Origin of the sequence: Pseudomonas sp. GL-B-12 (assembly GCF_019955895.1) — a bacterium.
Taxonomy (GTDB): Bacteria; Pseudomonadota; Gammaproteobacteria; order Pseudomonadales; family Pseudomonadaceae; genus Aquipseudomonas.
On the sequence record NZ_JAHBCX010000055.1, the window covers coordinates 38,819 to 62,771 of the forward strand.

General features: G+C 59.5%; 20 protein-coding genes. 9 read left to right on the forward strand and 11 right to left on the reverse strand.

The features are described 5' to 3' along the window. Positions 1-34: 34 nt before the first annotated feature. The 3 genes from KGA85_RS25580 to KGA85_RS25590 form a co-directional block, all read right to left on the reverse strand. Complete coding sequence (locus KGA85_RS25580; protein WP_223458810.1) at positions 35-844, reverse strand: putative RNA methyltransferase; 810 nt, start codon at positions 842-844, stop codon at positions 35-37. Then, on the reverse strand, positions 844-1,995 hold the full coding sequence (dapE, locus tag KGA85_RS25585) for a succinyl-diaminopimelate desuccinylase (RefSeq protein ID WP_223458812.1): 1,152 nt from the start codon (positions 1,993-1,995) through the stop codon (positions 844-846). Before dapE ends, KGA85_RS25580 begins: the two co-directional genes overlap by 1 nt. Before the next feature lie 251 nt (positions 1,996-2,246). Continuing rightward, a complete protein-coding gene (locus tag KGA85_RS25590; protein WP_223458814.1) occupies positions 2,247-4,838 on the reverse strand; it encodes a glycosyltransferase in 2,592 nt (863 codons plus the stop codon). A 370-nt stretch (positions 4,839-5,208) separates the two neighbouring features. Between KGA85_RS25590 and tcdA the strand changes: the two genes are divergently transcribed. Continuing rightward, complete coding sequence (tcdA, locus tag KGA85_RS25595) at positions 5,209-6,027, forward strand: tRNA cyclic N6-threonylcarbamoyladenosine(37) synthase TcdA (protein ID WP_223458816.1); 819 nt, start codon at positions 5,209-5,211, stop codon at positions 6,025-6,027. A 116-nt stretch (positions 6,028-6,143) separates the two neighbouring features. Here tcdA and KGA85_RS25600 read toward each other — a convergent pair whose 3' ends face one another. From KGA85_RS25600 to KGA85_RS25615, 4 genes are all read right to left on the reverse strand, one after another. Continuing rightward, positions 6,144-6,548, reverse strand: coding sequence for a SufE family protein (locus KGA85_RS25600; RefSeq protein ID WP_223458818.1), 405 nt, complete (start codon positions 6,546-6,548; stop codon positions 6,144-6,146). After that, positions 6,545-7,750 (reverse strand): aminotransferase class V-fold PLP-dependent enzyme, encoded by a 1,206-nt coding sequence (locus KGA85_RS25605; protein WP_223532507.1) that lies wholly within the window; start codon positions 7,748-7,750, stop codon positions 6,545-6,547. Before KGA85_RS25605 ends, KGA85_RS25600 begins: the two co-directional genes overlap by 4 nt. A gap of 165 nt (positions 7,751-7,915) precedes the next feature. Further along, a complete protein-coding gene (gene dapD, locus KGA85_RS25610) occupies positions 7,916-8,950 on the reverse strand; it encodes a 2,3,4,5-tetrahydropyridine-2,6-dicarboxylate N-succinyltransferase (RefSeq protein ID WP_223458821.1) in 1,035 nt (344 codons plus the stop codon). 32 nt (positions 8,951-8,982) lie between these two features. Beyond that, on the reverse strand, positions 8,983-9,345 hold the full coding sequence (locus KGA85_RS25615) for an ArsC family reductase (protein WP_223458823.1): 363 nt from the start codon (positions 9,343-9,345) through the stop codon (positions 8,983-8,985). Positions 9,346-9,650: 305 nt separating this feature from the next. Between KGA85_RS25615 and KGA85_RS25620 the strand changes: the two genes are divergently transcribed. Beyond that, positions 9,651-11,282, forward strand: coding sequence for a Na+/H+ antiporter (locus KGA85_RS25620; protein ID WP_223458825.1), 1,632 nt, complete (start codon positions 9,651-9,653; stop codon positions 11,280-11,282). Between the two features lie 103 nt (positions 11,283-11,385). Here the strand turns inward: KGA85_RS25620 and KGA85_RS25625 are convergent, their stop codons facing one another. The 4 genes from KGA85_RS25625 to map all read right to left on the reverse strand — a co-directional run bounded on the left by KGA85_RS25625 (position 11,386) and on the right by map (position 17,487). Continuing rightward, entirely contained in the window at positions 11,386-12,426 is a 1,041-nt protein-coding gene (locus tag KGA85_RS25625) for a hypothetical protein (RefSeq protein WP_223458827.1), read from the reverse strand. A 120-nt stretch (positions 12,427-12,546) separates the two neighbouring features. After that, entirely contained in the window at positions 12,547-13,746 is a 1,200-nt protein-coding gene (gene dapC, locus KGA85_RS25630) for a succinyldiaminopimelate transaminase (RefSeq protein WP_223458829.1), read from the reverse strand. A gap of 214 nt (positions 13,747-13,960) precedes the next feature. Beyond that, entirely contained in the window at positions 13,961-16,663 is a 2,703-nt protein-coding gene (locus KGA85_RS25635) for a [protein-PII] uridylyltransferase (RefSeq protein WP_223458831.1), read from the reverse strand. A 41-nt stretch (positions 16,664-16,704) separates the two neighbouring features. Then, positions 16,705-17,487, reverse strand: a complete 783-nt coding sequence (map, locus tag KGA85_RS25640; protein WP_223458833.1) for a type I methionyl aminopeptidase — start codon at positions 17,485-17,487, stop codon at positions 16,705-16,707. Between the two features lie 371 nt (positions 17,488-17,858). Between map and rpsB the strand changes: the two genes are divergently transcribed. The 7 genes from rpsB to ispC all read left to right on the forward strand — a co-directional run bounded on the left by rpsB (position 17,859) and on the right by ispC (position 23,924). Then, complete coding sequence (rpsB, locus tag KGA85_RS25645) at positions 17,859-18,596, forward strand: 30S ribosomal protein S2 (protein WP_008052780.1); 738 nt, start codon at positions 17,859-17,861, stop codon at positions 18,594-18,596. A gap of 189 nt (positions 18,597-18,785) precedes the next feature. Further along, the gene (gene tsf / locus KGA85_RS25650; RefSeq protein WP_223458835.1) at positions 18,786-19,649 is read left to right on the forward strand and encodes a translation elongation factor Ts; all 864 of its coding nucleotides are present in this window, start codon (positions 18,786-18,788) and stop codon (positions 19,647-19,649) included. A gap of 209 nt (positions 19,650-19,858) precedes the next feature. Then, positions 19,859-20,602, forward strand: coding sequence for a UMP kinase (pyrH, locus tag KGA85_RS25655; protein WP_003222124.1), 744 nt, complete (start codon positions 19,859-19,861; stop codon positions 20,600-20,602). Beyond that, a complete protein-coding gene (frr, locus tag KGA85_RS25660; protein ID WP_008000041.1) occupies positions 20,599-21,156 on the forward strand; it encodes a ribosome recycling factor in 558 nt (185 codons plus the stop codon). The genes pyrH and frr overlap by 4 nt, the downstream gene beginning before the upstream one ends. A 13-nt stretch (positions 21,157-21,169) precedes the next feature. Next, a complete protein-coding gene (uppS, locus tag KGA85_RS25665) occupies positions 21,170-21,925 on the forward strand; it encodes a polyprenyl diphosphate synthase (protein ID WP_223458837.1) in 756 nt (251 codons plus the stop codon). Further along, complete coding sequence (locus KGA85_RS25670) at positions 21,925-22,737, forward strand: phosphatidate cytidylyltransferase (RefSeq protein ID WP_223543472.1); 813 nt, start codon at positions 21,925-21,927, stop codon at positions 22,735-22,737. Before uppS ends, KGA85_RS25670 begins: the two co-directional genes overlap by 1 nt. Then, positions 22,734-23,924 (forward strand): 1-deoxy-D-xylulose-5-phosphate reductoisomerase, encoded by a 1,191-nt coding sequence (ispC, locus tag KGA85_RS25675; protein ID WP_223458841.1) that lies wholly within the window; start codon positions 22,734-22,736, stop codon positions 23,922-23,924. The genes KGA85_RS25670 and ispC overlap by 4 nt, the downstream gene beginning before the upstream one ends. The last annotated feature ends 29 nt before the right edge of the window (positions 23,925-23,953 follow it).

Sequence of the window (23,953 nt, forward strand, 5' to 3'; positions counted from 1 at the left end):
CCGAGACCAAAAAATTGAAGTTGCTCTCTAACTACTACTGCAGAACGAAATAATCGTAGCGCATCGACACGGTGACCTCGAACGGTTCCGCCTGTTCGATAACTGCTGCCCGGCGCTCGGCACTGGCGCGCCAGCCGTGGGGTGTCATCGCCAACAGGTTCGCCCGGTCCTGACCGCTTTCCAGCGTCAGCTTGAATTCCAGGGTTTCACTGTGGGCCAGCACCATGCCATCTGGTACCAAGGCCAGGTGCTTGTCGTCGGTATATTCACGGACTTCGTCGTACAGCCGCTCACGCAGTTCCATCAGGTGGCCGCTGGTCGGTCCGACTTTCATCAGGCCGCCGCCAACACTGAGCAGGCGCTTGGCTTCCTCCCAGTCCAGCGGGCTGAAGACACTGGCCAGGAACTGGCAACTGCCGGAAGCCAACGGCACCCGCGCCATGCTGGCGATCAACCAGGTGAGCTGCGGGTTGCGTTTGCAGGCGCGTTTGACCGCTTCGCGGGAGATGTCCAGGGCATAACCTTCGGCACCCGGCAAAGCCTCGGCGATTTGCGCGGTGTAGTAACCCTCGCCACAACCGATGTCCAGCCAGTGCTGTGGTGCGTAGCCGGCCGCCAACTCCGCCAGACGCTTGGCCACCGGGGCGTAGTGCCCGGCGTTCAGGAAGTCGCGGCGGGCTTCGACCATTGCCTGGTTATCCCCAGGGTCGCGGCTGTTCTTGTGCTGCACCGGCAACAGGTTCAAATAACCCTGGCGCGCGCGGTCGAAACGATGCCCGGCGGGGCAGGCCACGCCGTTGTCCACCGCATTGAGCGGCTCACTGCAGATCGGGCACGCAAGCATCAGGCGAGCAACTTGATCAGGGTCTGGTAGTAGATCTCGGTCAGTACGTCGAGATCGGCTGCCAGCACGCGTTCGTTGACCTGGTGGATGGTCGCGTTGACCGGGCCCAGCTCAACCACTTGGGTGCCCATGGTCGCGATGAAGCGGCCGTCGGAGGTACCACCGCTGGTGGACGCCTTGGTTTCACGACCGGTGATGTCCTTGATGCTCGCCGACACCGCGTCGAGCAGTGCGCCCGGTTCGGTGAGGAACGGCAGGCCGGACAGCGCCCAGTCGATGTGCCAGTCCAGGCCATGCTTGTCGAGGATGTCCGCCACGCGCTTTTGCAGGCCTTCGACTGTCGACTCGGTGGAGAAGCGGAAGTTGAACACCGCCACCAGGTCACCCGGGATCACGTTGGTCGCACCGGTGCCGGAGTTGACGTTGGAGATCTGGAAACTGGTCGGCGGGAAGAAATCGTTGCCGTGGTCCCAGTGTTCGGCGGCAAGTTCGGCCAGGGCCGGGGCCGCGAGGTGGATCGGGTTCTTGGCCAGGTGCGGGTAGGCCACGTGGCCTTGCACACCGCGTACGGTCAGCTTGGCGCCAAGGGAGCCGCGACGACCGTTCTTGACCACGTCACCCACCAGGGTGGTGCTCGACGGTTCGCCGACGATGCACCAGTCCAGACGTTCCTTGCGCGCGGCCAGACGTTCAACCACGGCCTTGGTGCCGTGGTGCGCCGGGCCTTCTTCGTCGCTGGTGATCAGGAAGGCGACTTTGCCCTTGTGATTCGGATAGTCGGCGACAAAACGCTCGGACGCCACGGTCATGGCAGCCAGGCTGCCTTTCATGTCAGCGGCGCCACGGCCGCAGAGCATGCCGTGTTCGTCGATCAGCGCGTTGAACGGTTCGATCTGCCAGGCCGCCACCGGGCCGGTCGGGACCACGTCGGTGTGGCCGGCGAAGCACAGCACCGGACCGTCGTCCTGGCCGTGGGTGGCCCAGAAGTTATCTACATCCTCGATGCGCATCGGTTCCAGGGTGAAACCGGCATCGCCCAGGCGCTGCATCATCTGCTTCTGGCAATCGGCGTCGATCGGCGTCACGGACGGACGGCGGATCAGGTCGATGGCGAGTTGGAGGGTCGGCGAAAGGTCGGCGTGGGCCGTCATGGAAAACTCCGGAAATCATGAATATGGGCGCGGACTGAATGTAGGAGCGAGCCTGCTCGCGAATGCGGTATGTCAGTAACCATAAACATTGAATGTTACACCGCTATCGTCGGAACGCCGCCCGGAGCCGGCTCGCTCCTACAGGTATTGGGTTCGATCGGCAAACCGCGACACGCCAAGCCCCGCAAAATGGCGCTTATCTTAAAGCAAAACGGCGACCATTGGCCGCCGTTTAGTGCATCCGCGCAGATTTAGACGACAGGTGCCGTTTCAGGCTCGGCGGTCGGTTTCGGCAGCGACGACAGGAACGCCATGATCAGCGCCGCCAAGTATGGCAACGACTGCACCAGCAACATGGTCACCCAGAAACGCATGTCGTTGCTCGGCATGCCGTTCACCAGGAAGATCCCCAAGGCAGCGCCCCACAACAGCAGCATGATGAACATCTCTTCCCGGGCTTCCGAAATCGCCACCCAGAAACCGTGGTTGTCGGCATTCTTCGGCGTACGGAAGAACGGAATGCTGCTGGTGAAGAAGCCGTACAGCACCGCTTTGGCGATGGTGTGGGACAGCGCCAGGCCGGCCAGCGCCGCGCAGAAGGCATCCTTCAGGTTCACTCCAACCGCACGACGGTAGAGGAAGATGATCTTGGCGACCTTGAACACGAACAGCGCCAATGGCGGGATTGCGAAGATCAGCAGCGGCGGATCGACCCGTTGCGGCACGATGATCATCGCCGCCGACCACAACAGCGCGCCGACGGTGAAGAAGATGTTCATGCCGTCCGCCACCCACGGCAACCAGCCCGCGAGGAAGTGGTAGCGCTGGCCACGGGTCAGCTCGGTGTCCTTGCCGCGCAGCAGGCTGGCGGTGTGGCGCTTGATGATCTGGATCGCTCCGTAGGCCCAGCGGAAACGCTGTTTCTTGAAGTCGATGAAGGTATCGGGCATCAGGCCTTTGCCGTAGCTGGTGTGGTAATACGCCGCCGACAGGCCTTTCTCGAATACCCGCAGGCCAAGCTCGGCGTCTTCACAGATGCACCAGTCGGCCCAGCCCAGCTCTTCGAGCACCGAGCGACGGGTCATGGTCATGGTGCCGTGCTGGATGATCGCGTCACGGTCGTTGCGGGTGACCATGCCGATGTGGAAGAAGCCTTTGTATTCCGCATAGCAGAGCTTCTTGAAGGTGCTTTCGTTCTGGTCGCGGTAATCCTGCGGCGACTGCACCACGGCGATTTTCGGGTCGGCGAAGTGCGGCACCATGTGCTTGAGCCAGTTGCGGTCGACGCAGTAGTCCGAGTCAATCACGGCAATGACTTCCGCATCCTTGGCGGTGTGCGGGATCAGGTAGTTCAGCGCGCCACCCTTGAAGCCAGCCAGCGGTGCCACGTGGAAGAACTTGAAGCGTGGGCCGAGGGTTTCGCAGTAATCGCGCACCGGTTCCCAGACCGCCGGGTCCTTGGTGTTGTTGTCGATGATCAGGACTTCGAAGTCCGGATAGTCGAGGTTGGCCAGGGCGTTGAGGGTCTGTTTGACCATCTCCGGCGGCTCGTTGTAGCAGGGCACGTGAATCGACACTTTCGGGCGGTAGCTGGAGTCGCCTTCCACCGGCAGGAACTCGCGCCGGCGCTTGTGCACCCACACTGCTTCGGCCAGTTCATGGGCTTCGGTCAGCAGCACGATAAACACCCCGAGCGCACCGAGTGCGAGCAAAAAGCCCACGGTCAGGCTGAACCATGTGCTGTATTGCTGGCTGTAGTCGTAACCAATCCACACCAGCACCGAACCACACAGGAAGGCGATGAAAGTCAGGAAGGTACGGCCACGCTGGCGCAGGGCCGAGCCGTCGATCATCAGCAGGGTCAGCGACAACAGCGCCAATACCACCGAACCGATGGCCAATACGCGCCATTGCGGAATCGCCACCACCGGGCCTTCGAAGTTGAACTTCTGCTGGCGCGCGGCGTTGAACACGCCCCAGTAGGCGCCGACGGAACCTTCGTCGCTGGCTTTCCACGGCTGGTCAAACGCTTCGATCACGAAGTAGTTGAAGCCCTGGCGGTTGAGCTTGTTGACCAGGGTTCGCAGGTAGATCGCCTGGTCCGCCGGTGAGGCATCGGCGCCACCGCGCATGCGGCCGTTGCTCGGCCAGCCCACTTCGGACAGCAGCAGCGGCTTTTTCGGGAACATTTTTTTCAGGTCGCGGGCACGGTCCAGAACGAACTGCTGTGCCTTGTCCACCGGGATAAATTCCCAATACGGGAGGACGTGCGCGGCGATCAGGTCGACGTGCTTGGCCAGTTCCGGGTGCTCTTCCCAGACGTGCCACTGTTCGGACGTGGTGACCGGTACTTTGACGGCGGCACGCACACGGTCGAGCAACACGCTCAGTTCGGCGGCGGTGATTTCCTTGCGGAAGATCGCTTCGTTGCCGACCACCACACGAACCACGCTGCGCGAGGAGTTGGCGATTTCAATGGCGCGGGTGATTTCCCGTTCGTTGCGTTCCTGGTCCGGGCTGATCCAGATCCCCAGGGTCACCCGCAAGCCGAACTCTTCCGCCAGTTTCGGGATGTTTTGCAGGGTGCCATCGACCGAGTAGATGCGGATGTTGTCCGTCAGCTTGCTCATGATCTCCAGGTCGCGGCGCATTTGATCGTCGGTCGGGTACTGGTCTTTCTGCGGGAACTGGCCCTGCTGGAATGGCGAGTACGAGAAGCCTGAGATCTGTTCAGGCCAGTTGGGGGCGGTGACCGGGCGGTTGATCAGCGCCCAGAAGCCGGTAAACAAGGCAGCGATGGCGAGCACCACGACCAGGTTGAGTCCAAATTTACGCGATGACATAGCTATTTCGGGTTCCAAAGACTGTGGAACGAAGGAACGGTTGGCGGTCGCCAAGGGGCGCGCATCCTACACCGGGCATTCTCCGGTCGTACAGCAGACAGGGAATTGCCGGACATTGGGCAGTTAACTTTCACATAAGTTCTTACACTTGCAGCTTGAAGCTTAAAACTTGTCGCTGCGCTGTGTCCTGCCTTGCAAGCGCGTTCCTCTTTTGACGAGTGGCTGTGGTCGTCAAGCAAGGCGCCGCGACGAGTCATAGCCCGCTATGGCGAGGAGCGGCAACGCAGCATGACGGCAACAGACGCCGTCAAAAAGGAACAGTGCTTGTGAGGCAGGACACCCTCTATAATGCGCGCCGGTTTTTGGGGTAATGGTCATGAGTACAGAAGATCCGCGGTTTGCTGGCATCGCCCGTTTGTATGGCATCGAAGGCCTTGAGCGCCTGCGCGCGGCCCATGTGGCGATCGTCGGCGTCGGTGGTGTCGGTTCCTGGGCGGCGGAAGCCATGGCCCGTTGCGGCGTGGGCGAGATTTCGCTGTTCGACCTGGACGACGTCTGCGTCAGCAACGCCAACCGTCAGTTGCACGCGCTGGACAGCACTGTGGGCAAGCCCAAGGTCGAGGTGATGGCCGAGCGTCTGCGCGGGATCAACCCGGACTGCACGGTGCACGCGGTGTCTGACTTCGTTACTCGCGACACCATGGCCGAGTACATCACGCCGAACATCGACTGCGTGATCGACTGCATCGACAGCGTCAACGCCAAGGCCGCGCTGATCGCCTGGTGCAAGCGCCGCAAGATCCAGATCATCACCACCGGCGGCGCGGGCGGGCAGATTGACCCGACGTTGATCCAGGTCTGCGACCTGAATCGCACGTTCAACGATCCATTGGCGTCGAAAGTGCGCTCCACGCTGCGCCGCGACTACGGCTTCTCACGCACCGTGACCCGCCATTACAGCGTGCCGTGCGTGTTTTCCACCGAGCAACTGCGCTACCCGAAACCGGACGGCAGCATTTGCCTGCAGAAGAGTTTTGTCGGGGATGGAGTGAAGCTCGACTGTGCCGGCGGGTTTGGCGCGGTGATGATGGTGACGGCGACGTTCGGCATGGTCGCGGCGACCAAGGCTGTGGACAAGATTGTGGCGGGTGTGCGGCGGCCGGCGGATCGGGTCAAACCGCAAGTTTAAAGTGCTGCTGATGGCCTCTTCGCGAGCAAGCCCGCTCCCACATTTTATCTACAGTGAATACAGTTTTTGTGTACGACCGAAATCCAATGTGGGAGCGGGCTTGCTCGCGAAGGCGATTAACCAGCCAACTCATTCATCCGCTGAAGCACCGCATTCAAGCCATTACTGCGAGACTCGGACAACTGCCGCCCCAACCCCAACTGATTGAACCAGTCCGGCAAATCCACCTGCTGCAACTCAGCCGCCGACAATCCGTTGACCCGCGCCAGCAGCAATGCCACCAACCCGCGAATCAAGCGCGCATCGCTGTTGGCGCTGAATTGCCAATGGCCATCGCGCAACTCACCCACCAGCCACACCTGGCTTTCACAGCCATGCACCCGGTTTGCATCACACATCTGCGCATCACTCAAGGCCGGCAGGCACTCACCCCATTGCATCAGCAGGCGTGCGCGTTGTTCCCAGCCGGCCGCTTTCTGAAAGGTGTCCAGTGCCGTCACGGCATCAGCAGGCAGGTTCATCGCAATAGCTCCAGCGCCTGATCCAGGGCTTCAAAGAACCGCTCCAGGTCTTCGGAATCGTTGTACAGCGCCAACGACACCCGAATCGCCCCGGCCAGTTCGAAGCGTTTGAGCAGCGGCATCGCACAGTGATGGCCGGCACGCACCGCGATCCCTTGTTCGGTCAGCAAATGCGCGAGATCGGAGTTATGCACACCCTCGACAGTAAAACTGGCCAGCGCCACTTGTGGCTTGCCCAGCAGGCGAATACCGTTGCGCGCCTCAAGGCCCTTGAGCAGGCAGGCATGCAACGCGGCTTCATGAGCGGACACGGCGTCCTGATCGAGCCCGGCGAGGTAATCCAGGGTCGCTCCCAGACCAATCACACTGGCAATCGGTGGCGTCCCTGCCTCGAAACCCAGCGGTGCCGGGCGAAAGCGTGCGTCGTGGTAGTTGGCATCCAGCACCATTTCACCACCGAACTGCCAGGGACGCAGTTGTTGCAGCGCTGCATTGCGCCCGAACAGCACGCCCAAGCCATCGGGACCGTAGAGCTTGTGGCTGGAAAACACATAAAAATCGCAGCCCAGCGCTTGCACGTCGTGGCGGCCATGGACCACGCCTTGGGCACCGTCGATCACGGTCAGGGCGTTGTGCGTCTTGGCCAGTGCCAGCAATTCAGGCAGCGGCTGCCACGCGCCAATCACGTTGGACAGTTGACTGACGGCCAACAGACGCGTGCGTGGGCCGATCAAACCGGCGGCGGCTTCAAGGTCGATCACGCCGTCGGCATCCAGCGGCAGGATCACCAGTTTCAGCTCGCGACGGTGTGCCAGTTGCTGCCATGGCAGCAAATTGGCGTGATGCTCCAGGGCGCTGATGACAATCTCGTCGTCCGGATTGAAAAGATGTTCCAGGCCATAGGCCAGGAGATTCAGCGCGGACGTCGCGCCATGGGTAAAGATGATCTGCCCGCAATCGCCAGCATTGAGCCATTGCGCGACTTTGCGGCGGCTGTCCTCGAACGCCTGGGTGGCGTGGGCGCCGGGCAAATGCTGCGCCCGATGCACGTTGGCCGCGCCGTTGGCGTAGTAGTGCGCCAGGGCATCCAGTAGGGCTTGGGGTTTTTGCGTGGTGGCGGCGTTGTCCAGATAGGTCTGGTCTTGCCGTTGCAGGGCGGCGATGGCCGGAAAATCGGCACGCCAGGGAGAGAGAATCATCATGCTATCGGGCCCTGGTGAGTGTACGCCGTACCCATGTAGGAGCGAGCCTGCTCGCGATGGACGCATGGACGACGCGTGCTGTCTGTTGCCGCGTGTAATCGTTGACGTCCATCGCGAGCAATCGAGCGTCGACCGGCTGCTCCTACACAGGTGATCGTGTAGCGCTTAGTTGTGAGCGTGCAGCGCTTCGTTCAGTTCAATGGCCGATTTGTGGGTTTTGCATTCCACGGCACCGGTCTCCGAATTGCGACGGAACAGCAGGTCAGTCTGGCCAGCCAGTTCACGGGCCTTGACCACTTTGACCAGTTGATTGTTCTCGTCCAGCAGCGCGACTTTGGTGCCGGCGGTCACGTACAGGCCCGACTCGACGGTGTTGCGGTCGCCCAACGGGATACCGATACCGGCGTTGGCGCCGATCAGGCAGCCTTCGCCGACCTTGATCACGATGTTGCCGCCGCCCGACAGGGTGCCCATGGTCGAGCAGCCGCCGCCCAGGTCCGAACCCTTGCCGACGAATACGCCAGCGGATACGCGGCCTTCGATCATGCCCGGGCCTTCGGTGCCGGCGTTGAAGTTGATGAAACCTTCGTGCATCACGGTGGTGCCTTCGCCCACGTAAGCGCCCAGGCGCAGACGCGCAGCGTCAGCGATACGCACGCCGGCCGGAACCACGTAGTCGGTCATTTTCGGGAACTTGTCCACCGAGAACACTTCCAGCAGCTCGCCGCGCAGGCGGGCTTCGAGTTGCAGTTCGGCCAGCTCGCTCAGGTCGACCGCGCCCTGGCTGGTCCAGGCCACGTTTGGCAGCAGCGGGAAGATGCCGGCCAGGTTCAGGCCGTGTGGCTTGACCAGGCGATGGCTCAGCAGGTGCAACTTGAGGTAGGCCTCAGGGGTGGACGACAGCTGGGCGTCTTCAGCCAGCAAGGTGGCAACCAGCGGCTTGTGGCTCTCGGCCAGGCGGGTCAGCAGGGCAGCCTGGGCAGCGTCGACGCTTTTCAGCGCTTCAGCCAGTTGCGAGGCCTGTGCGGTGCTGAACGCGATGGCCTGATTGCCTTCGGTGTAGCCCAGGATCGGTGCGATAGCGGCGAGGACTTCAGCCGATGGCTTGAGTACCGGGGCGGCGTAGAACACTTCCAGCCATGCGCCTTGACGGTTTTGAGTGCCGACGCCGAAGGCCAGGCTGAACAAGGTAGTGGACATGTGTATACCTCTAACAAAATTGAACGGGCTGCTTACTTGAGCGCGGCCACGTAGATATCTGGCTTGAAGCCAATCAGGGTTCGGTCACCGAGATCGAGCACCGGGCGCTTGATCATCGAAGGTTGTGCGAGCATCAGTTCGATGGCTTTCGACTGGTCGAGATCGGCTTTGCGTTCGTCGTCGAGCTTGCGAAAGGTCGTGCCTGCACGGTTCAACACCACTTCCCAGCCGTGCTCGTTGCACCATTGGGTCAGGTGTTCACGGTCGATACCGACCGCTTTGTAATCATGAAAGTCATAGCTGACAGCGTGTTCATCGAGCCAGGTGCGCGCCTTTTTCATGGTGTCGCAGGCTTTGATGCCGAAAAGGTGCAACGTTTTGCTTGAAACGGTCAAGGAATTGCCCCCTTTGCAGGTGCTGGAATTGAAAGGTGACGGATTATGCCATGGCCGGACGGTTTCGCGGCGGCTGTGGTTGTCATGTCCGCGCAAAACCTGTGGGAGCGAGCCTGCTCGCGATCGCGGTGGCTCATAGACAGCGATGTCGGCTGTGATGCCGCCATCGCGAGCAGGCTCGCTCCCACAGGGATTGCGGTGTTTCAAGGCGTTCGGTGCAGTGCGACATAGGTGCAAGGGCCACCGGTAGTCTAAGCGGCTAATATGGCACTTCGATGCTGTCGACTGGCCTGGAACCACGCTTTATGCAAACCGCTTACACCGTCCTGATCCTGTTGATGCTGGTCGGCGTTTCGCGCCTGATCGGACGGGTGATTCCGCTGCCGTTGCCGTTGGTGCAGATTGCCGCTGGGGCCTTGCTTGCCTGGCCGACGCTCGGCCTCCATGTAGCCCTCGATCCCGAACTGTTCCTGTTTCTGTTCCTGCCGCCGTTACTGTTCTCCGACGGCTGGCGCATGCCCAAGCGCGAATTCTGGCACCTGCGCGGCCCGATCCTGACGCTGGCAGTGGGGTTGGTGCTGTTCACGGTGGTCGGCGCCGGCTATTTCATTCATTGGCTGCTGCCCGGTGTACCGTTGCCGGTGGCGTTTGCCCTGGCGGCCGTGCTGTCGCCGACGGATGCGGTGGCAGTGTCGGCCATTTCCCGCAATCGACTGCCGACCCCGTTGATGCACATCTTGCAGGGCGAGGCGCTGATGAACGACGCCTCAGGCCTGGTGACGTTCAAGTTTGCCCTGGTGGCGGCGGTGACCGGCGTGTTCTCGCTGGCCAATGCCAGCCTGACGTTTGTGCTGGTCGCGGTGGGTGGCCTGGCCGTCGGGGTGGTCTTGAGCTGGCTGGTCGGCCGTCTGCGGGCGTGGATGATCGCGCGGGGCTGGGATGATCCGGCGACGCACGTGGTGTTCATGTTGCTGCTGCCGTTTGCGGCCTACGTGCTGGCCGAGCGTATGGAAGTGTCGGGCATCCTCTCGGCGGTGGCGGCGGGGATGATGCAGAGCTGGCTCGATCTGCTGCCGCGCCAGACCAATACACGCTTGCTCAATCGAAGTGTCTGGTCGCTGCTGGAGTTCGCGTTCAACGGTTTGATCTTCCTGCTGTTGGGTTTGCAGTTGCCGGACATCATCAAGGCGGTGGCCAGTCACGAAACTTCGCTTTGGCCGACGTTGCTGTATCGCGGGCTGGACGTGGTGGCGATTTTCCTGGTGCTGCTGGTTTTGCGGTTCGTCTGGGTGCAGAGCATCTGGCGGCTGTCCATCCTGCTGCGGCGCTGGCGCGGCAAGGCTGAGATAACCCGAGTGCCCAGCGCGCGTTCCTGCTGGTTGCTGACCGTCGGCGGCGTGCGCGGCGCGGTGACGCTGGCGGGTGTGATGTCGGTGCCGATGTTGATGGGCTCCGATGCATTTCCCGAACGCGACTTGCTGATCTTTATTGCCGCCGGGGTGATTCTGCTGTCGTTGATTGCGGCCTGCATCGCGCTGCCACTTTTGTTGCGTGGCATCGAAGCCAGCCCGGACGACAAGCGGCGTAATGAAGTGCGCGACGCCTGGCGCAAGACCGCTGAGGCGGCCATTCATGCGCTTGAGACAGAAGAGGTCAACCCACAGGACGCCGCCCAGTCCGCGCTGGCCGCTGAACTCAAGGCGCGGATCATGTCCGAGTATCGCCACCAGTTGGAGGTGTTCAACGATTCCGCTGAAGCTCAGGCCCTGGCCTTTCAGATGGACCTGCTGGAACGGCGTTTGCGCTTGAAGGCGCTGCGGGCGCAGCGCCTGGAGTTGTATAGCCTCAGTCGTCATCACCAGATTGGTGATGACGTGTTGCGTGAGGTGTTGGGGGAACTGGATCTGAGTGAGGCCAAGCTTGGAGCGGTGAAATAATAATGAGCGTGTTTTCATTGTTGCATTGCGGCGTACATGGAAGATGTATTGAAAGTAACAGTTATCAAGAATCGATTTTTTTGGGGGGGCTTCGGAGTGTTTTTTAATTGGATTTGCCAATGAATGGTGCCTTTATTGTGTTGAATAGTTCAATCAGTGCGTGTGGTATGTATGTTGTCCTTTGAGGATAAATCTTGCGAATTGCATTCATGTCATTCTTGCTCAGTGTGAAGTTTCCTGGGTGGCTCCAGTTGTTTAGGGTGAGTGTGCTATCAATTTTGTAGTGCATGACTGACAATGGGTCGTAATCACCATAAATATGATCTGTATAGCGAGGTAATGGCAGGACTTGTAAGTCAACGTTATCACGCTCCCAGTCGCTTTTTTCTTTATACCAGGCGTAGACTTTTTCCAGATCCCAAGGAATGTCCGCATCGGGATGTTGATGTTCATGGCGGAGGCCGAGTGCGTGACCAAATTCATGTAATACAAAGCGTTCAAATTCATCATGTTCTAAAGCTACTCCGATTTTCATAGTGGGTTCTTCAGGGGGGCAGGTCAGTGCATCTGTGCCGAGAAAGGAGTAGGAATCGCCGGTTTGGTTTGGCTCGATTTTTATACGAATGTCCCCCGCAGTACCTGAAATGAATTCAAATTTTAAATTGGCATGCGCTAACCATTTGTTCGCGATGTTTTTTACAATGTCGATGGTTTTCTGGTTTTCGTCGTACATGGCTATTTTCAGGGTGCGCCCAGGCTCCCAGAAGGCAGTATGTATGGCGACGCTTCTCTTGGTGCGTCCGGAAGTGTTGGACTTGACATTATCGCTGCGTTCATTGATTGCGGCCTCATAGGAGGCAACTGGATCAATGCTTCTAAGGATACTGCAAACTTCATTTTTCATAGGGGGACGTCCATGTCTTTTATCGGTTGTGGTTTGTTGATAAAGAGATTTGTTGGTTTTATTTATTTGCGCATTGTTGGAGTGGTAAAGACTTTTGATATGTTTTTCGTATGAGTCGCCGATCATACTGGCTGAGAGTTGCTGCTCTTCTCTGCGTTCCAATTGTCGGTGGTAGGTTAGCTTTGCGTGATTTTGAGTGTGGTATTGCCGCTCTCTTTCTCGAAGTTTTAATCTGGTCAATAGACTGGTTTCGAGTTGGAGACTATTTAAATTAGAGCCACGCTGTAAAGTTACTGCTTGTTAGATGTTGTTGCTGGTGGGCGGCCTGTACTGCGTTGCACAGTACAGGCCTTGTTAGTGTCAGTTGCGGCGGGTTATGAAGTCGCGAATACGTTCTGCCGCTTCAAGGCATTCGGATAATGGCGCAACCAGTGCCATGCGTACTCGGCCTGCACCTGGATTCAAACCATCAACATCGCGGGACAGGTAAGAGCCCGGTACCACGGTCACGTGCTCCTGCTCGAACAGGTCGCGACAGAACGCTGCGTCGTCACCGGCCACATTCGGCCACAGGTAGAAGCTGCCATCCGGCCGCTGTACGTCCATGACCGGGCTGAGGATTTCCAGTACCGCATCAAATTTCTCGCGATACAGCGCTCGGTTGGCGCGTACGTGCACTTCGTCATTCCACGCAGCAACGCTGGCCAGTTGGGTTTGAACCGGCATCGCGCAGCCGTGGTAGGTACGGTAGAGCAGGAAGCCCTTGAGGATGTCGGCGTCACCGGCGACAAAACCTGAACGCAGGCCTGGCAGGTTCGAACGCTTGGACAGGCTGTGGAACACCACGCAACGCTTGAAGTCCTTGCGACCCAGTTCCGCGCAGGCGCTGAGCAGGCCTGGTGGCGGAGTTTGTTCGTCGAAGTACAGCTCGCTGTAGCACTCATCGGCGGCAATCACGAAGTCGTATTCGTCGGCCAGGGCGATCAGCTTTTTCAGGGTTTGCACCGGAATCAAGGCGCCGGTCGGGTTGCCTGGCGAGCACAGGAACAGGATCTGGCAGCGTTTCCAGATGTCCGGCGACACGGCATCGAAATCCGGGTTGAAGCCGTTTTCGTCCAGGCATGGCAGGTAATGCGGCTTGGCCCCGGCGAGGAAAGCCGCGCCTTCGTAGATCTGGTAGAACGGGTTCGGGCTGACCACCAGCGCGTCATCGCCACGGTTGACCACGGTCTGGGTGAAGGCGAACAGCGCTTCACGGGTGCCGTTGACCGGCAGCACGTTGCGCGCCGGGTCGATCCAGCCTTTGGGTACATCGAAGCGACGCTCGCACCATGCAGCGATGGCTTCACGCAGCTCCGGGATACCGAGGGTGGTCGGGTACACCGCCATTTTTTCCAGATTGCTGGCCAGGGCCTCGGCGACAAAACTTGGCGAACGGTGTTTCGGCTCGCCGATGGACAGCGCGATCGGACGCTTGTCCGGGTTGGGCGTCACGCTGCCGAGCAGGGCGCGGAGTTTCTCGAACGGGTAGGGCTGGAGCTGGGACAGAGCGTTGTTCATCGGGGGCCTCTTTCAATGTGGAAGCTAACTAATGTGGTGAGGGGGCTTGTCGGAACGCCGAACCGCCCCGTTCGGCTGCGAAGCAGTCGTAAAACCATCATGTGCGCTGTATCTGATACATCGCGTTAGCTGGTTTTGGGGCCGCTTCGCGACCCAACGGGGGCAAGCCCCCTCACCACAGAAGGTTCATTTCCACAGGGGGAAATGTGTTGATTCAGATGCTGATGCGCGACAGTTTGATATCGGGTTCCTGGTTGACACTCAGTTGTTCGACGATCGCATCCTGCAGGCGGCTGCACAGCAGCGGGTCCGACAACGGCTGGTTGTTGGCGTCGGTGATGAAGAACACGTCTTCCACGCGCTCGCCGAGGGTGGCGATCTTGGCGTTCTGCAACGACAGGTCGAACTCCAGGAAGATCGTGCCAATCCGCGCCAGCAGGCCCGGGCGGTCGGGGGCCGTGAGCTCCAGCACCGTCACCGGGCGCTGGGCGTCGTTGTGGATCGTCACTTGTGGCGCAAAGGCGAAATGCTTGAGCTGACGCGGCACCCGGCGCTGGATGATGGTCGGGTAGTCGTCCGGGTTGCGCAGGGCTTCGGTCAGACCCTCGCGGATCTGTTTGACCCGCGCCGGATTATCGCCAATCGAGTCGCCGTCGGTGTCGAGCACGATATAGGTGTCGAGGGTGAACTGGCTGCTGGAGGTGATGACCCGGGCGTCGTGAATGTTCAGGTTGAGCTGGTCCATTGCGGCTACGGTCACGGCAAAGAAGTCGTGCTGGTCCGGGGCATAGATGAAAATCTGCGTGCCACCTTCGAACTCGCGCTGGGTGGTTTCCTTGATCAGCACCAGTGGCCCGCCGTCGGCCGGTTGCTGGAGGATCGCGTCACTGTGCCAGGCGACATCGCCGGCGGTGTGGCGCAGGAAATAGTCATCACCCAACTGCGCCCATAACTGCTCCACATCGTCCGGGTCGGTGCCGCCGCGCACCAGGATATCCAGGGCGGCGCTCTGGGTCTGGCGGATCTGCTCTTCGCGATCCACCCGGTTTTCCAGGCCGCGACGCAGGGCGCGCTTGGTCTCGGTGTAGAGCTGGCGCAGCAGGCTGGCGCGCCAGGAATTCCACAGGGTCGGGTTGGTGGCGTTGATGTCGGAGACGGTCAGCACATAGAGGTAGTCGAGGCGGGTTTCGTCACCGACGATCTGGGCGAAATCGTGGATCACCTGCGGGTCGGACAAATCCTTGCGCTGGGCGGTGGTCGACATCATCAGGTGGTTTTGCACCAGCCACACGATCAGGCGGCTGTCCCACGTGGGCAGTTGATGACGCTGGCAAAAGGCCTCGGCATCCACGGCGCCGATGTCCGAGTGATCGCCATGCCGGCCTTTGCCGATGTCGTGGTACAGGCCGGCCATGTAGATCAGCTCGGGCTTGGGCAGCTTGCCCATGACTTTGCTGGCCAGCGGGAATTTTTCCGACACCTGGGTGTACTGCAACTTACGCAGATGTTTGATCAGGTTCAGGGTGTGGGCATCGACCGTATAGATGTGGAACAGGTCGTGTTGCATCTGCCCGACGATAAAACCGAATTCGGGCAGATAGCGCCCCAGGATGCCGTAACGGTTCATTCGCCGCAGGTTGCGGTGGATGCCGATCTTGCATTTGAACAATTCGATAAACAGGCTGGTATTGCGAATGTCGTTGCGGAAGTCGTCGTCGATCAGGTGGCGGTGTTCCCGCAGCAGGCGAATGGTGTCGGCGCGCACGCCTTTGATTTCCGGCTGCTGGGCCATCAGCACGAAGATTTCGAGCATGGCGAACGGGGTGCGGCGGAAGACGTTGTTGTTGCGTGCCTCGATATAACCGTCATGCAGCTGGAAGCGCGAGTTGATCGGCTGCGGTGGGGCTTCGTCTTCCGGTGCGAGGATCACTTCCTCGAAGTGCTGGATGATCAGGTCGCTGAGCTGGGCGATGCTCATCACCACCCGATAATACTGCTGCATGAAATTTTCGATGGCTTGCTTGGCATCGTCGCCTTTGAAGCCCAGCAGCCCGGCAATGGTGCGCTGGTGATCGAACAGCAGGCGGTCTTCGGAGCGGCCGGCCAGCATGTGCAGGGCATAGCGAACCTTCCACAGGAACTCCTGGGAAGAGGCGAGCAGGGCATTTTCGCTCTCGACCAGGAATCCTTCGCCAGCCAGTGCCCGCAGGTTCAGGGTGCCGTACTCGCGACGGGCCACCCACAGAATCGTCTGGATATCCCGCAGGCCGCCGGGTGAGCCTTTGACGTTGGGTTCCAGGTTGTATTCGGTGTCGTTGTACTTGTGGTGACGGGCCTTTTGTTCGGCACGCTTGGCCAGGAAGAAGTCCTTGCTCGGCCACATGTGCGCGGTGCTGGTTACGTCCAGCATGCGCTGGCGCAAATGCTCGGGGCCGGCAATGGTGCGGCTTTCCATCAGGTTGGTGACGACTGTCAGGTCGGCACGGGCCTCGACGGCGCACTCCTCGACTGAGCGAACACTCTGACCGACCTCCAGGCCGATGTCCCACAACAGCGTCAGAAAACGCTCGATGGAATCGCGGAAAACTTCGTGGTCGGCGCTGTCCAGCAGGATCAGCAAGTCGATATCGGAATAAGGGTGCAGTTCGCCACGGCCGTAGCCGCCGACCGCGACCAGCGCGATGTCGGCGTCCTCGCTCCAGCTGAACTGCTCCCAAGCCTTTTGCAGGATGTTATCGACGAACCAGGCGCGATCCTCGATCAGCCGGCGAATGTCCCGGCCGCTGCGAAATCGAGCGTCGAGCACCTCGCGGGCCTGGCGGATCGCCTTCTTGAAGGCCGCGATCGGGCTTGCCTTCAGGGCCAGTTCAGCCTGGAACTGGCCTCGGTCGAAGAGTTCGGGATCCACCTGCGGCATCGATTGGCTTTCCTTTCTATGGGCGAGGTTCGGTGGCGGGATCAGGCCGAAACGCGAGGGATGGTGTCATCACTGCGCAGGGTGAAGATCTCGTAACCGGTTTCGGTCACCAGCAGGGTGTGTTCCCACTGTGCCGAGAGCTTGCGGTCCTTGGTGATCGCGGTCCAGCCGTCGCCCAGTACCTTGGTGTCGGCACGGCCCTGGTTGATCATCGGCTCGATGGTGAAGGTCATGCCGGCCTTGAGTTCCATGCCGGTGCCAGCGCGGCCGTAGTGCAGGACCTGCGGCTCTTCGTGGAATACCTTGCCGATACCATGGCCGCAGAATTCGCGAACCACCGAGAAGCCGTTCTTTTCCGCGTGCTTCTGGATGATTTCGCCGATGTCGCCCAGGCGGCAGCCGGGTTTGACGATCTCGATCGCCTTGTACATGCATTCCTGGGTCACCTGGGACAGGCGCTCGGCCCAGACCGGCACGTTGCCGACGTGGAACATGCGGCTGGTGTCGCCGTGGTAACCGTCCTTGATGACGGTGACGTCGATGTTCAGGGTGTCGCCATCCTTCAGCGGCTTATCGTTCGGGATGCCGTGACAGACCACATGGTTGATCGACGTGCAGATCGACTTCGGATAGCCCTTGTAGTTGAGCGGGGCAGGGATGGCTTTCTGCTCATTGACGATGTAGTCGTGGCAGATCTGGTTCAGTTGATCGGTGGTAACGCCCGGCTTGACATGTTCGGCAATCATTTCCAGCACATCGGCGGCCAGTTTGCCGGCGATACGCATTTTGGCGATATCCTCGGGGGTTTTGAGGGTGACGGTCATACAGGCTCTCTCTGCGCCAGGCGGCGCTTTCTAAACGGAAAGGGCGTTGCGCAATCGAACTTCGCGGCCCTGAAAAATGCGATTCTACCAGACGATCAGCGCAAATCTGCGTCTGTGTGCATCGCTTCTCTCTATAGAATGGTGCATTCTTGGCGGATTCCAAGGGATGGAGCAAAGCGCTCGCCAGGATTTCAGAATCCGGGTTCCGTTTTGCCCTGCCTTGTGATATAAAATGCGCCGCTTTCCGGGGATGTCCCGTAAAGCCTAAATCCACACACGTGTCGACACGATGACCTGGGTGCCTTCAGCTGATGCTGCTGGTTGGTCATTGGGATACGTGGAGGCCAAACCCGACTTATTAAGGAACTATCATGTCCCAAGTCAACATGCGCGATATGCTGAAGGCCGGTGTGCACTTCGGTCACCAGACCCGTTACTGGAACCCGAAAATGGGTAAGTACATTTTCGGCGCGCGTAACAAGATCCACATCATCAACCTTGAAAAAACCCTGCCAATGTTCAACGAAGCTCTGACTTTCGTAGAGCGCCTGGCCCAGGGCAAAAACAAGATTCTGTTCGTCGGCACCAAGCGTTCCGCTGGCAAGATCGTTGCTGAAGAAGCAGCACGTTGCGGTTCGCCGTACGTCGATCACCGCTGGTTGGGCGGCATGCTGACCAACTTCAAAACCATCCGTGCTTCCATCAAGCGTCTGCGTGACCTTGAAGTTCAAGCCGAAGACGGTACTTTCGCCAAGCTGACCAAGAAAGAAGCGCTGATGCGCACTCGTGACCTGGAAAAGCTGGATCGTTCCCTGGGTGGTATCAAGGACATGGGCGGTCTGCCAGACGCTCTGTTCGTTATCGACGTTGATCACGAGCGCATCGCGATCACCGAAGCCAACAAGCTGGGTATCCCGGTTATCGGCGTAGTCGATACCAACAGCAGCCCGGAAGGCGTTGACTACATCATCCCAGGCAACGATGACGCAATCCGCGCTATCCAGCTGTACATGGGTTCGATGGCTGACGCTGTAATCCGCGGTCGCAACAACGTTGCCGGCGGCACCGTAGAGTTCGCAGCTGAAGAAACTCAGGCTGCAGCTGAGTAATTGACGCCTTGGCGTTGACTCAGTAAGCAAAAAGGGGGCTTGGCCCCCTTTTTGCCACCTCGAAAACCATTTGTTGGCGCCCACCGCTCTATCTGTAACGTGCGGCAGCTAACAAGGGTGGTTGGGGAAGAATTGATCGCCCGTTCGATCGGGTGGAATGGTTGAAAACCTATCCAAGAGGATTTTGAAATGGCAGAGATTACTGCAGCGTTGGTCAAAGAACTGCGCGAGCGTACTGGCGAAGGCATGATGGACTGCAAAAAGGCCTTGACCAAGGCTGGCGGCGACATCGAGAAAGCCATTGATGACATGCGTGCTTCGGGCGCCATCAAGGCTGCCAAGAAAGCCGGCAACGTTGCCGCTGAAGGCGCTATCGCCATCAAGGCTGACGACAAGGCAGCCGTGCTGCTGGAAGTCAACTCGCAGACCGACTTCCTGGCCCTGCAAGACGACTTCAAGAACTTCGTTGCTGCCAGCGTAGAAAAAGCCTTTGACGAAAAACTGACCGACGCAGCTCCGCTGATCGCCGCTCAGGAATCGGCTCGTGAAGCGCTGGTTGCCAAAGTAGGCGAGAACGTCAACATTCGTCGTCTGGTACGCGTAGAGGGTGACGTTGTCGGCACCTACCTGCACGGTAACAAGATCGGTGTTGCTGTTGTTCTCAAGGGCGGCGATGTTCAGCTGGCCAAAGAGATCGCCATGCACGTGGCGGCAAGCAACCCTGAGTTCCTGCTGCCATCGCAGGTTTCGCCAGAAGCCATCGAGCGTGAGAAGGGTGTTTTCCTGACCCTGAACGAAGACAAGATGAAAGGCAAGCCAGCGGAAATCGTCGAGAAGATGATCTCCGGCCGTATCACCAAGTTCCTGGCCGAAGCCAGCCTGGTCGAGCAAGCTTTCGTCATGAATCCGGAAGTCACCGTAGGTGCCCTGGCCAAGAAAGCCGGCGCTGAAATCGTTTCCTTCACTTACTTCAAGGTAGGCGAAGGCATCGAGAAGCCAGTGGACAACTTCGCAGAAGAAGTTGCTGCCCAGCTGGCTGCCGCCAAGCAATAAGACGGTTTTTGACTGTCGCCCAGAAGAGGCTGCCCGCTTACGCGCGCAGCCTCTTTTCAGATGGGGCACCAATTTTTAATTGGTTTCCTTTTGGAACTGGCTTACAAAGCCATGTTCCGATGGCGCTGAAGCAGCGCCAAGCTAGAGTGAGCGCCAGCTGTAAACAGCTCGCAAAGAATTTTTAAAATACGCCGCAGGAGAGATTCGCAATGGCTCAGCAGGGCAGTGGTTATCAGGCTCGCTATAAACGCATTCTACTCAAGCTTAGCGGCGAGGCCCTGATGGGCTCGGAAGAGTTCGGGATCGACCCGAAAGTTCTGGATCGCATGGCATTGGAAGTTGGCCAGCTGGTCGGCATCGGTGTTCAGGTCGGTCTGGTTATCGGTGGTGGCAACCTGTTCCGCGGTGAAGCACTGAGCAAGGCTGGCATGGACCGGGTCACCGGCGACCACATGGGCATGCTGGCCACTGTGATGAACGCCCTGGCCATGCGCGACGCCCTTGAGCGCGCCAACATTTCGGCCATCGTGATGTCCGCTATTTCCATGGTTGGCGTGACCGATCACTACGATCGTCGCAAGGCCATGCGTCACTTGAACTCCAAGGACGTGGTGATTTTCGCGGCCGGTACCGGTAACCCGTTCTTTACGACGGATTCGGCTGCCTGCCTGCGTGCAATCGAAATCGATGCCGATGTCGTGCTCAAGGCGACCAAGGTCGATGGCGTCTACACCGCTGACCCGTTCAAAGACCCGCATGCCGAGAAGTTCGATCATCTGACCTACGATGAAGTGCTGGATCGCAAGCTGGGTGTGATGGATCTGACGGCTATTTGCCTGTGCCGCGACCACAAGATGCCGCTACGCGTATTTAACATGAACAAGCCCGGCGCTCTGCTGAACATCGTACATGGCGGCGCTGAAGGAACCCTGATCGAGGAAGGCCAACAATGATCAACGAAATCAAGAAAGACGCTCAAGAGCGCATGCAGAAGTCCGTGGAGTCGCTGGCGCACAACTTCGGCCGCATTCGTACCGGCCAGGCGCACCCGAGCATCCTGGAAGGCGTGATGGTGCCGTACTACGGCTCTGACACCCCGATCAAGCAAGTGGCCAACATCACCGTCAAAGACGCCCGTACCCTGCAAGTCGTTGCTTTCGAGCGCAACATGCTGGGCGCCGTCGACAAGGCGATCGGTAGCGCGGGTCTGAACCTGAACCCGACCAACCTCGGCGAGCTGCTGTTGATCTCCATGCCTGCCCTGACCGAAGAAACCCGCAAGGGCTTCACCAAGCAGGCTCGTGACGTCGCTGAAGATGCCCGTGTTGCCGTACGCAACATCCGTCGTGATGCCAACAGCCAGCTCAAGGATCTGGTCAAGGAAAAAGAGATCAGCGAAGACGAAGAGCGTCGTGCGACTGGCGAGATCGACGATCTGACCAAGAAGTTCGTGGCTAAAATCGACGCGGATCTGGCGCAGAAAGAAAAAGACCTGATGGCCGTATAAGGGTCGCGTTTTCATGGATAAGACAAAGCAGACTGCACCTTCCGCGGTGCCGCGCCATGTCGCGATCATCATGGATGGTAACAATCGTTGGGCGAAAAAGCGCTTTATGCCGGGTGTCGCCGGGCATAAAGCGGGCGTGGATGCGGTGCGTGCGGTTATTGAGGTTTGTTCCGAGGCCAAAGTCGAAGTGCTGACCTTGTTCGCCTTTTCCAGCGAGAACTGGCAACGTCCGGCCGATGAGGTCAGCGCTTTGATGGATCTGTTCTTCAGGGCGCTACGTCGTGAGGCCAAGCGCCTCAACGATAACAACATCAGCCTGCGCATCATTGGTGACCGCTCGCGTTTTCATCCCGAGCTGCAGGCCGCCATGCGTGAAGCGGAAGCCATGACGGTTGGCGCCAATCGTTTTGTGCTGCAGATCGCCGCCAATTACGGCGGTCAGTGGGATATCGCGCAAGCTGCGCAACGACTGGCGCGAGAAGTTCAGGCCGGACACTTGCGTCCGGAAGACATCACACCTGATCTGCTGCAGACCTGTCTGGTCACAGGCGACCTGCCGTTGCCAGACCTGTGTATCCGTACCGGTGGTGAGCGCCGCATCAGCAACTTCCTGCTCTGGCAGCTGGCCTATGCCGAGTTGTATTTCTCCGACCTGTTCTGGCCGGACTTCAAACACGATGCCATGCGCAATGCGCTGGCCGATTTCGCTTCCCGCCAGCGCCGCTTCGGTAAAACGAGCGAGCAGGTCGAGGCTGGAGCCCGGGTTTAATGCTTAAACAACGCATCATCACCGCACTGATCCTGCTGCCGATTGCCCTGTGCGGGTTTTTCCTGCTTGAAGGTTCCGGTTTTGCACTGTTCATCGGGCTGGTCGTAACCCTTGGTGCCTGGGAGTGGGCGCGTCTGGCGGGTTTCGCCGGTCAGGTGTTCCGCGTCGGCTATGCCGCCGCGGTCGCTTTGGCGCTGTTCCTCATGCACATCCTGCCCGGCCTCGCGCCTTGGGTGTTGGGCGCTTCGGTGCTGTGGTGGGCGGTGGCGACGTATCTGGTGCTGACCTACCCGCGTTCGAGCGAGCATTGGTCCAATGCGGCGACCAAATTGGTGATCGGTCTGTTGATTCTCCTGCCGGCCTGGCAAGGTCTGGTCGAAATCAAAAAGCATGAAACCGGCAACGGCAACCTGCTGATTTTGGCCGTGATGGTGCTGGTCTGGGGTGCCGATATTGGCGCCTACTTCTCCGGTCGTGCTTTCGGCAAGCGCAAGCTCGCACCGCAGGTCAGTCCGGGCAAAAGCTGGGAAGGCGTTTACGGTGGTCTGGCGCTGAGCCTGGTGATTACCACAATCGTTGCTCTGGTACGCGACTGGACGGTGGCTGAGCTACTCAAGGGGCTGATCGGCGCTGCGCTTATCGTGTTTGTCTCGGTGGTGGGTGATCTCACTGAAAGCATGTTCAAGCGTCAATCCGGGATCAAGGACAGCAGCAACCTGCTTCCGGGTCACGGCGGCGTGCTGGATCGTATCGACAGCCTGACGGCGGCGATTCCGGTGTTTGCCGTGCTGCTGTGGATGGCGGCGCCATGAGTCGCGCGCAACAGATTACCGTTCTGGGTGCGACCGGCTCGATTGGCCTGAGTACGCTCGACGTCATTGCTCGCCATCCTGACCGTTATCAGGTCTTTGCCTTGACTGGCTTCACTCGCTTGAGTGAATTGCTGGCGTTATGCGTGCGACATGTCCCGCGATTTGCTGTGGTGCCTGAGGTTGCTGCTGCCCGCACCTTGCAGGATGAATTGCGCGCGGCGGGGCTTTCGACCCGTGTTCTGGTGGGGGAGGAAGGTTTGTGTCAGGTCGCTTCCGATCCGGAAGTCGATACGGTCATGGCGGCCATCGTCGGTGCGGCGGGATTGCGCCCGACACTGGCAGCGGTCGAGGCTGGCAAGAAGATCCTCCTGGCCAATAAAGAAGCGCTGGTCATGTCCGGTGCGTTGTTTATGCAGGCGGTGCGCAACAGCGGTTCGGTGTTACTGCCGATCGATAGCGAGCACAACGCGATTTTTCAGTGCATGCCGCTCGATTATGCCCGTGGCCTTGAGGCGGTCGGTGTACGTCGGATTTTGCTGACGGCCTCCGGTGGTCCGTTTCGACAGACGCCAATGGCTGAACTGGCACATGTTTCTCCCGATCAGGCGTGTGCTCACCCGAACTGGTCAATGGGGCGAAAAATCTCCGTTGACTCGGCCAGCATGATGAACAAGGGGCTTGAGTTGATCGAAGCCTGCTGGCTGTTCGATGCCAGGCCATCCCAGGTCGAGGTGGTGATTCACCCGCAAAGTGTGATCCATTCGCTGGTCGACTATGTCGATGGTTCTGTCTTGGCGCAGTTGGGGAATCCGGACATGCGCACGCCCATCGCCAATGCCCTGGCCTGGCCTGAGCGGATTGATTCGGGTGTGGCACCGCTGGATCTGTTCGCCATTGCGCGCCTGGATTTCCAAGCGCCCGATGAAGAGCGTTTCCCGTGCCTGCGTCTGGCTCGTCAGGCAGCCGAAGCGGGTAATAGCGCGCCGGCCATGCTCAATGCGGCGAACGAAGTGGCAGTGGCGGCATTTCTCGACGAACGGGTTCGTTACCCGGAAATCGCGAGTATCATCGAGGAAGTACTGAATCTGGAGCCCGTAGTGGCAGTGGATGACCTCGATGCAGTGTTCACGGCAGACGCGAAGGCGCGATTGCTGGCTGGACAATGGTTGAGTCGTCACGGGCGGTAAATGCTGCGGATAGTCGAGCCAGGCAGCAG

Bases quoted from the DNA above. Each gene is read 5' to 3' on its own strand.
- KGA85_RS25580 (WP_223458810.1), bottom strand. From the start codon at position 844: ATGCTTGCGTGCCCGATCTGCAGTGAGCCGCTCAATGCGGTGGACAAC.
- dapE (WP_223458812.1), bottom strand. From the start codon at position 1,995: ATGACGGCCCACGCCGACCTTTCGCCGACCCTCCAACTCGCCATCGAC.
- KGA85_RS25590 (WP_223458814.1), bottom strand. From the start codon at position 4,838: ATGTCATCGCGTAAATTTGGACTCAACCTGGTCGTGGTGCTCGCCATC.
- tcdA (WP_223458816.1), top strand. From the start codon at position 5,209: ATGGTCATGAGTACAGAAGATCCGCGGTTTGCTGGCATCGCCCGTTTG.
- KGA85_RS25600 (WP_223458818.1), bottom strand. From the start codon at position 6,548: ATGAACCTGCCTGCTGATGCCGTGACGGCACTGGACACCTTTCAGAAA.
- KGA85_RS25605 (WP_223532507.1), bottom strand. From the start codon at position 7,750: ATGATGATTCTCTCTCCCTGGCGTGCCGATTTTCCGGCCATCGCCGCC.
- dapD (WP_223458821.1), bottom strand. From the start codon at position 8,950: ATGTCCACTACCTTGTTCAGCCTGGCCTTCGGCGTCGGCACTCAAAAC.
- KGA85_RS25620 (WP_223458825.1), top strand. From the start codon at position 9,651: ATGCAAACCGCTTACACCGTCCTGATCCTGTTGATGCTGGTCGGCGTT.
- dapC (WP_223458829.1), bottom strand. From the start codon at position 13,746: ATGAACAACGCTCTGTCCCAGCTCCAGCCCTACCCGTTCGAGAAACTC.
- KGA85_RS25635 (WP_223458831.1), bottom strand. From the start codon at position 16,663: ATGCCGCAGGTGGATCCCGAACTCTTCGACCGAGGCCAGTTCCAGGCT.
- map (WP_223458833.1), bottom strand. From the start codon at position 17,487: ATGACCGTCACCCTCAAAACCCCCGAGGATATCGCCAAAATGCGTATC.
- rpsB (WP_008052780.1), top strand. From the start codon at position 17,859: ATGTCCCAAGTCAACATGCGCGATATGCTGAAGGCCGGTGTGCACTTC.
- tsf (WP_223458835.1), top strand. From the start codon at position 18,786: ATGGCAGAGATTACTGCAGCGTTGGTCAAAGAACTGCGCGAGCGTACT.
- pyrH (WP_003222124.1), top strand. From the start codon at position 19,859: ATGGCTCAGCAGGGCAGTGGTTATCAGGCTCGCTATAAACGCATTCTA.
- frr (WP_008000041.1), top strand. From the start codon at position 20,599: ATGATCAACGAAATCAAGAAAGACGCTCAAGAGCGCATGCAGAAGTCC.
- uppS (WP_223458837.1), top strand. From the start codon at position 21,170: ATGGATAAGACAAAGCAGACTGCACCTTCCGCGGTGCCGCGCCATGTC.
- KGA85_RS25670 (WP_223543472.1), top strand. From the start codon at position 21,925: ATGCTTAAACAACGCATCATCACCGCACTGATCCTGCTGCCGATTGCC.
- ispC (WP_223458841.1), top strand. From the start codon at position 22,734: ATGAGTCGCGCGCAACAGATTACCGTTCTGGGTGCGACCGGCTCGATT.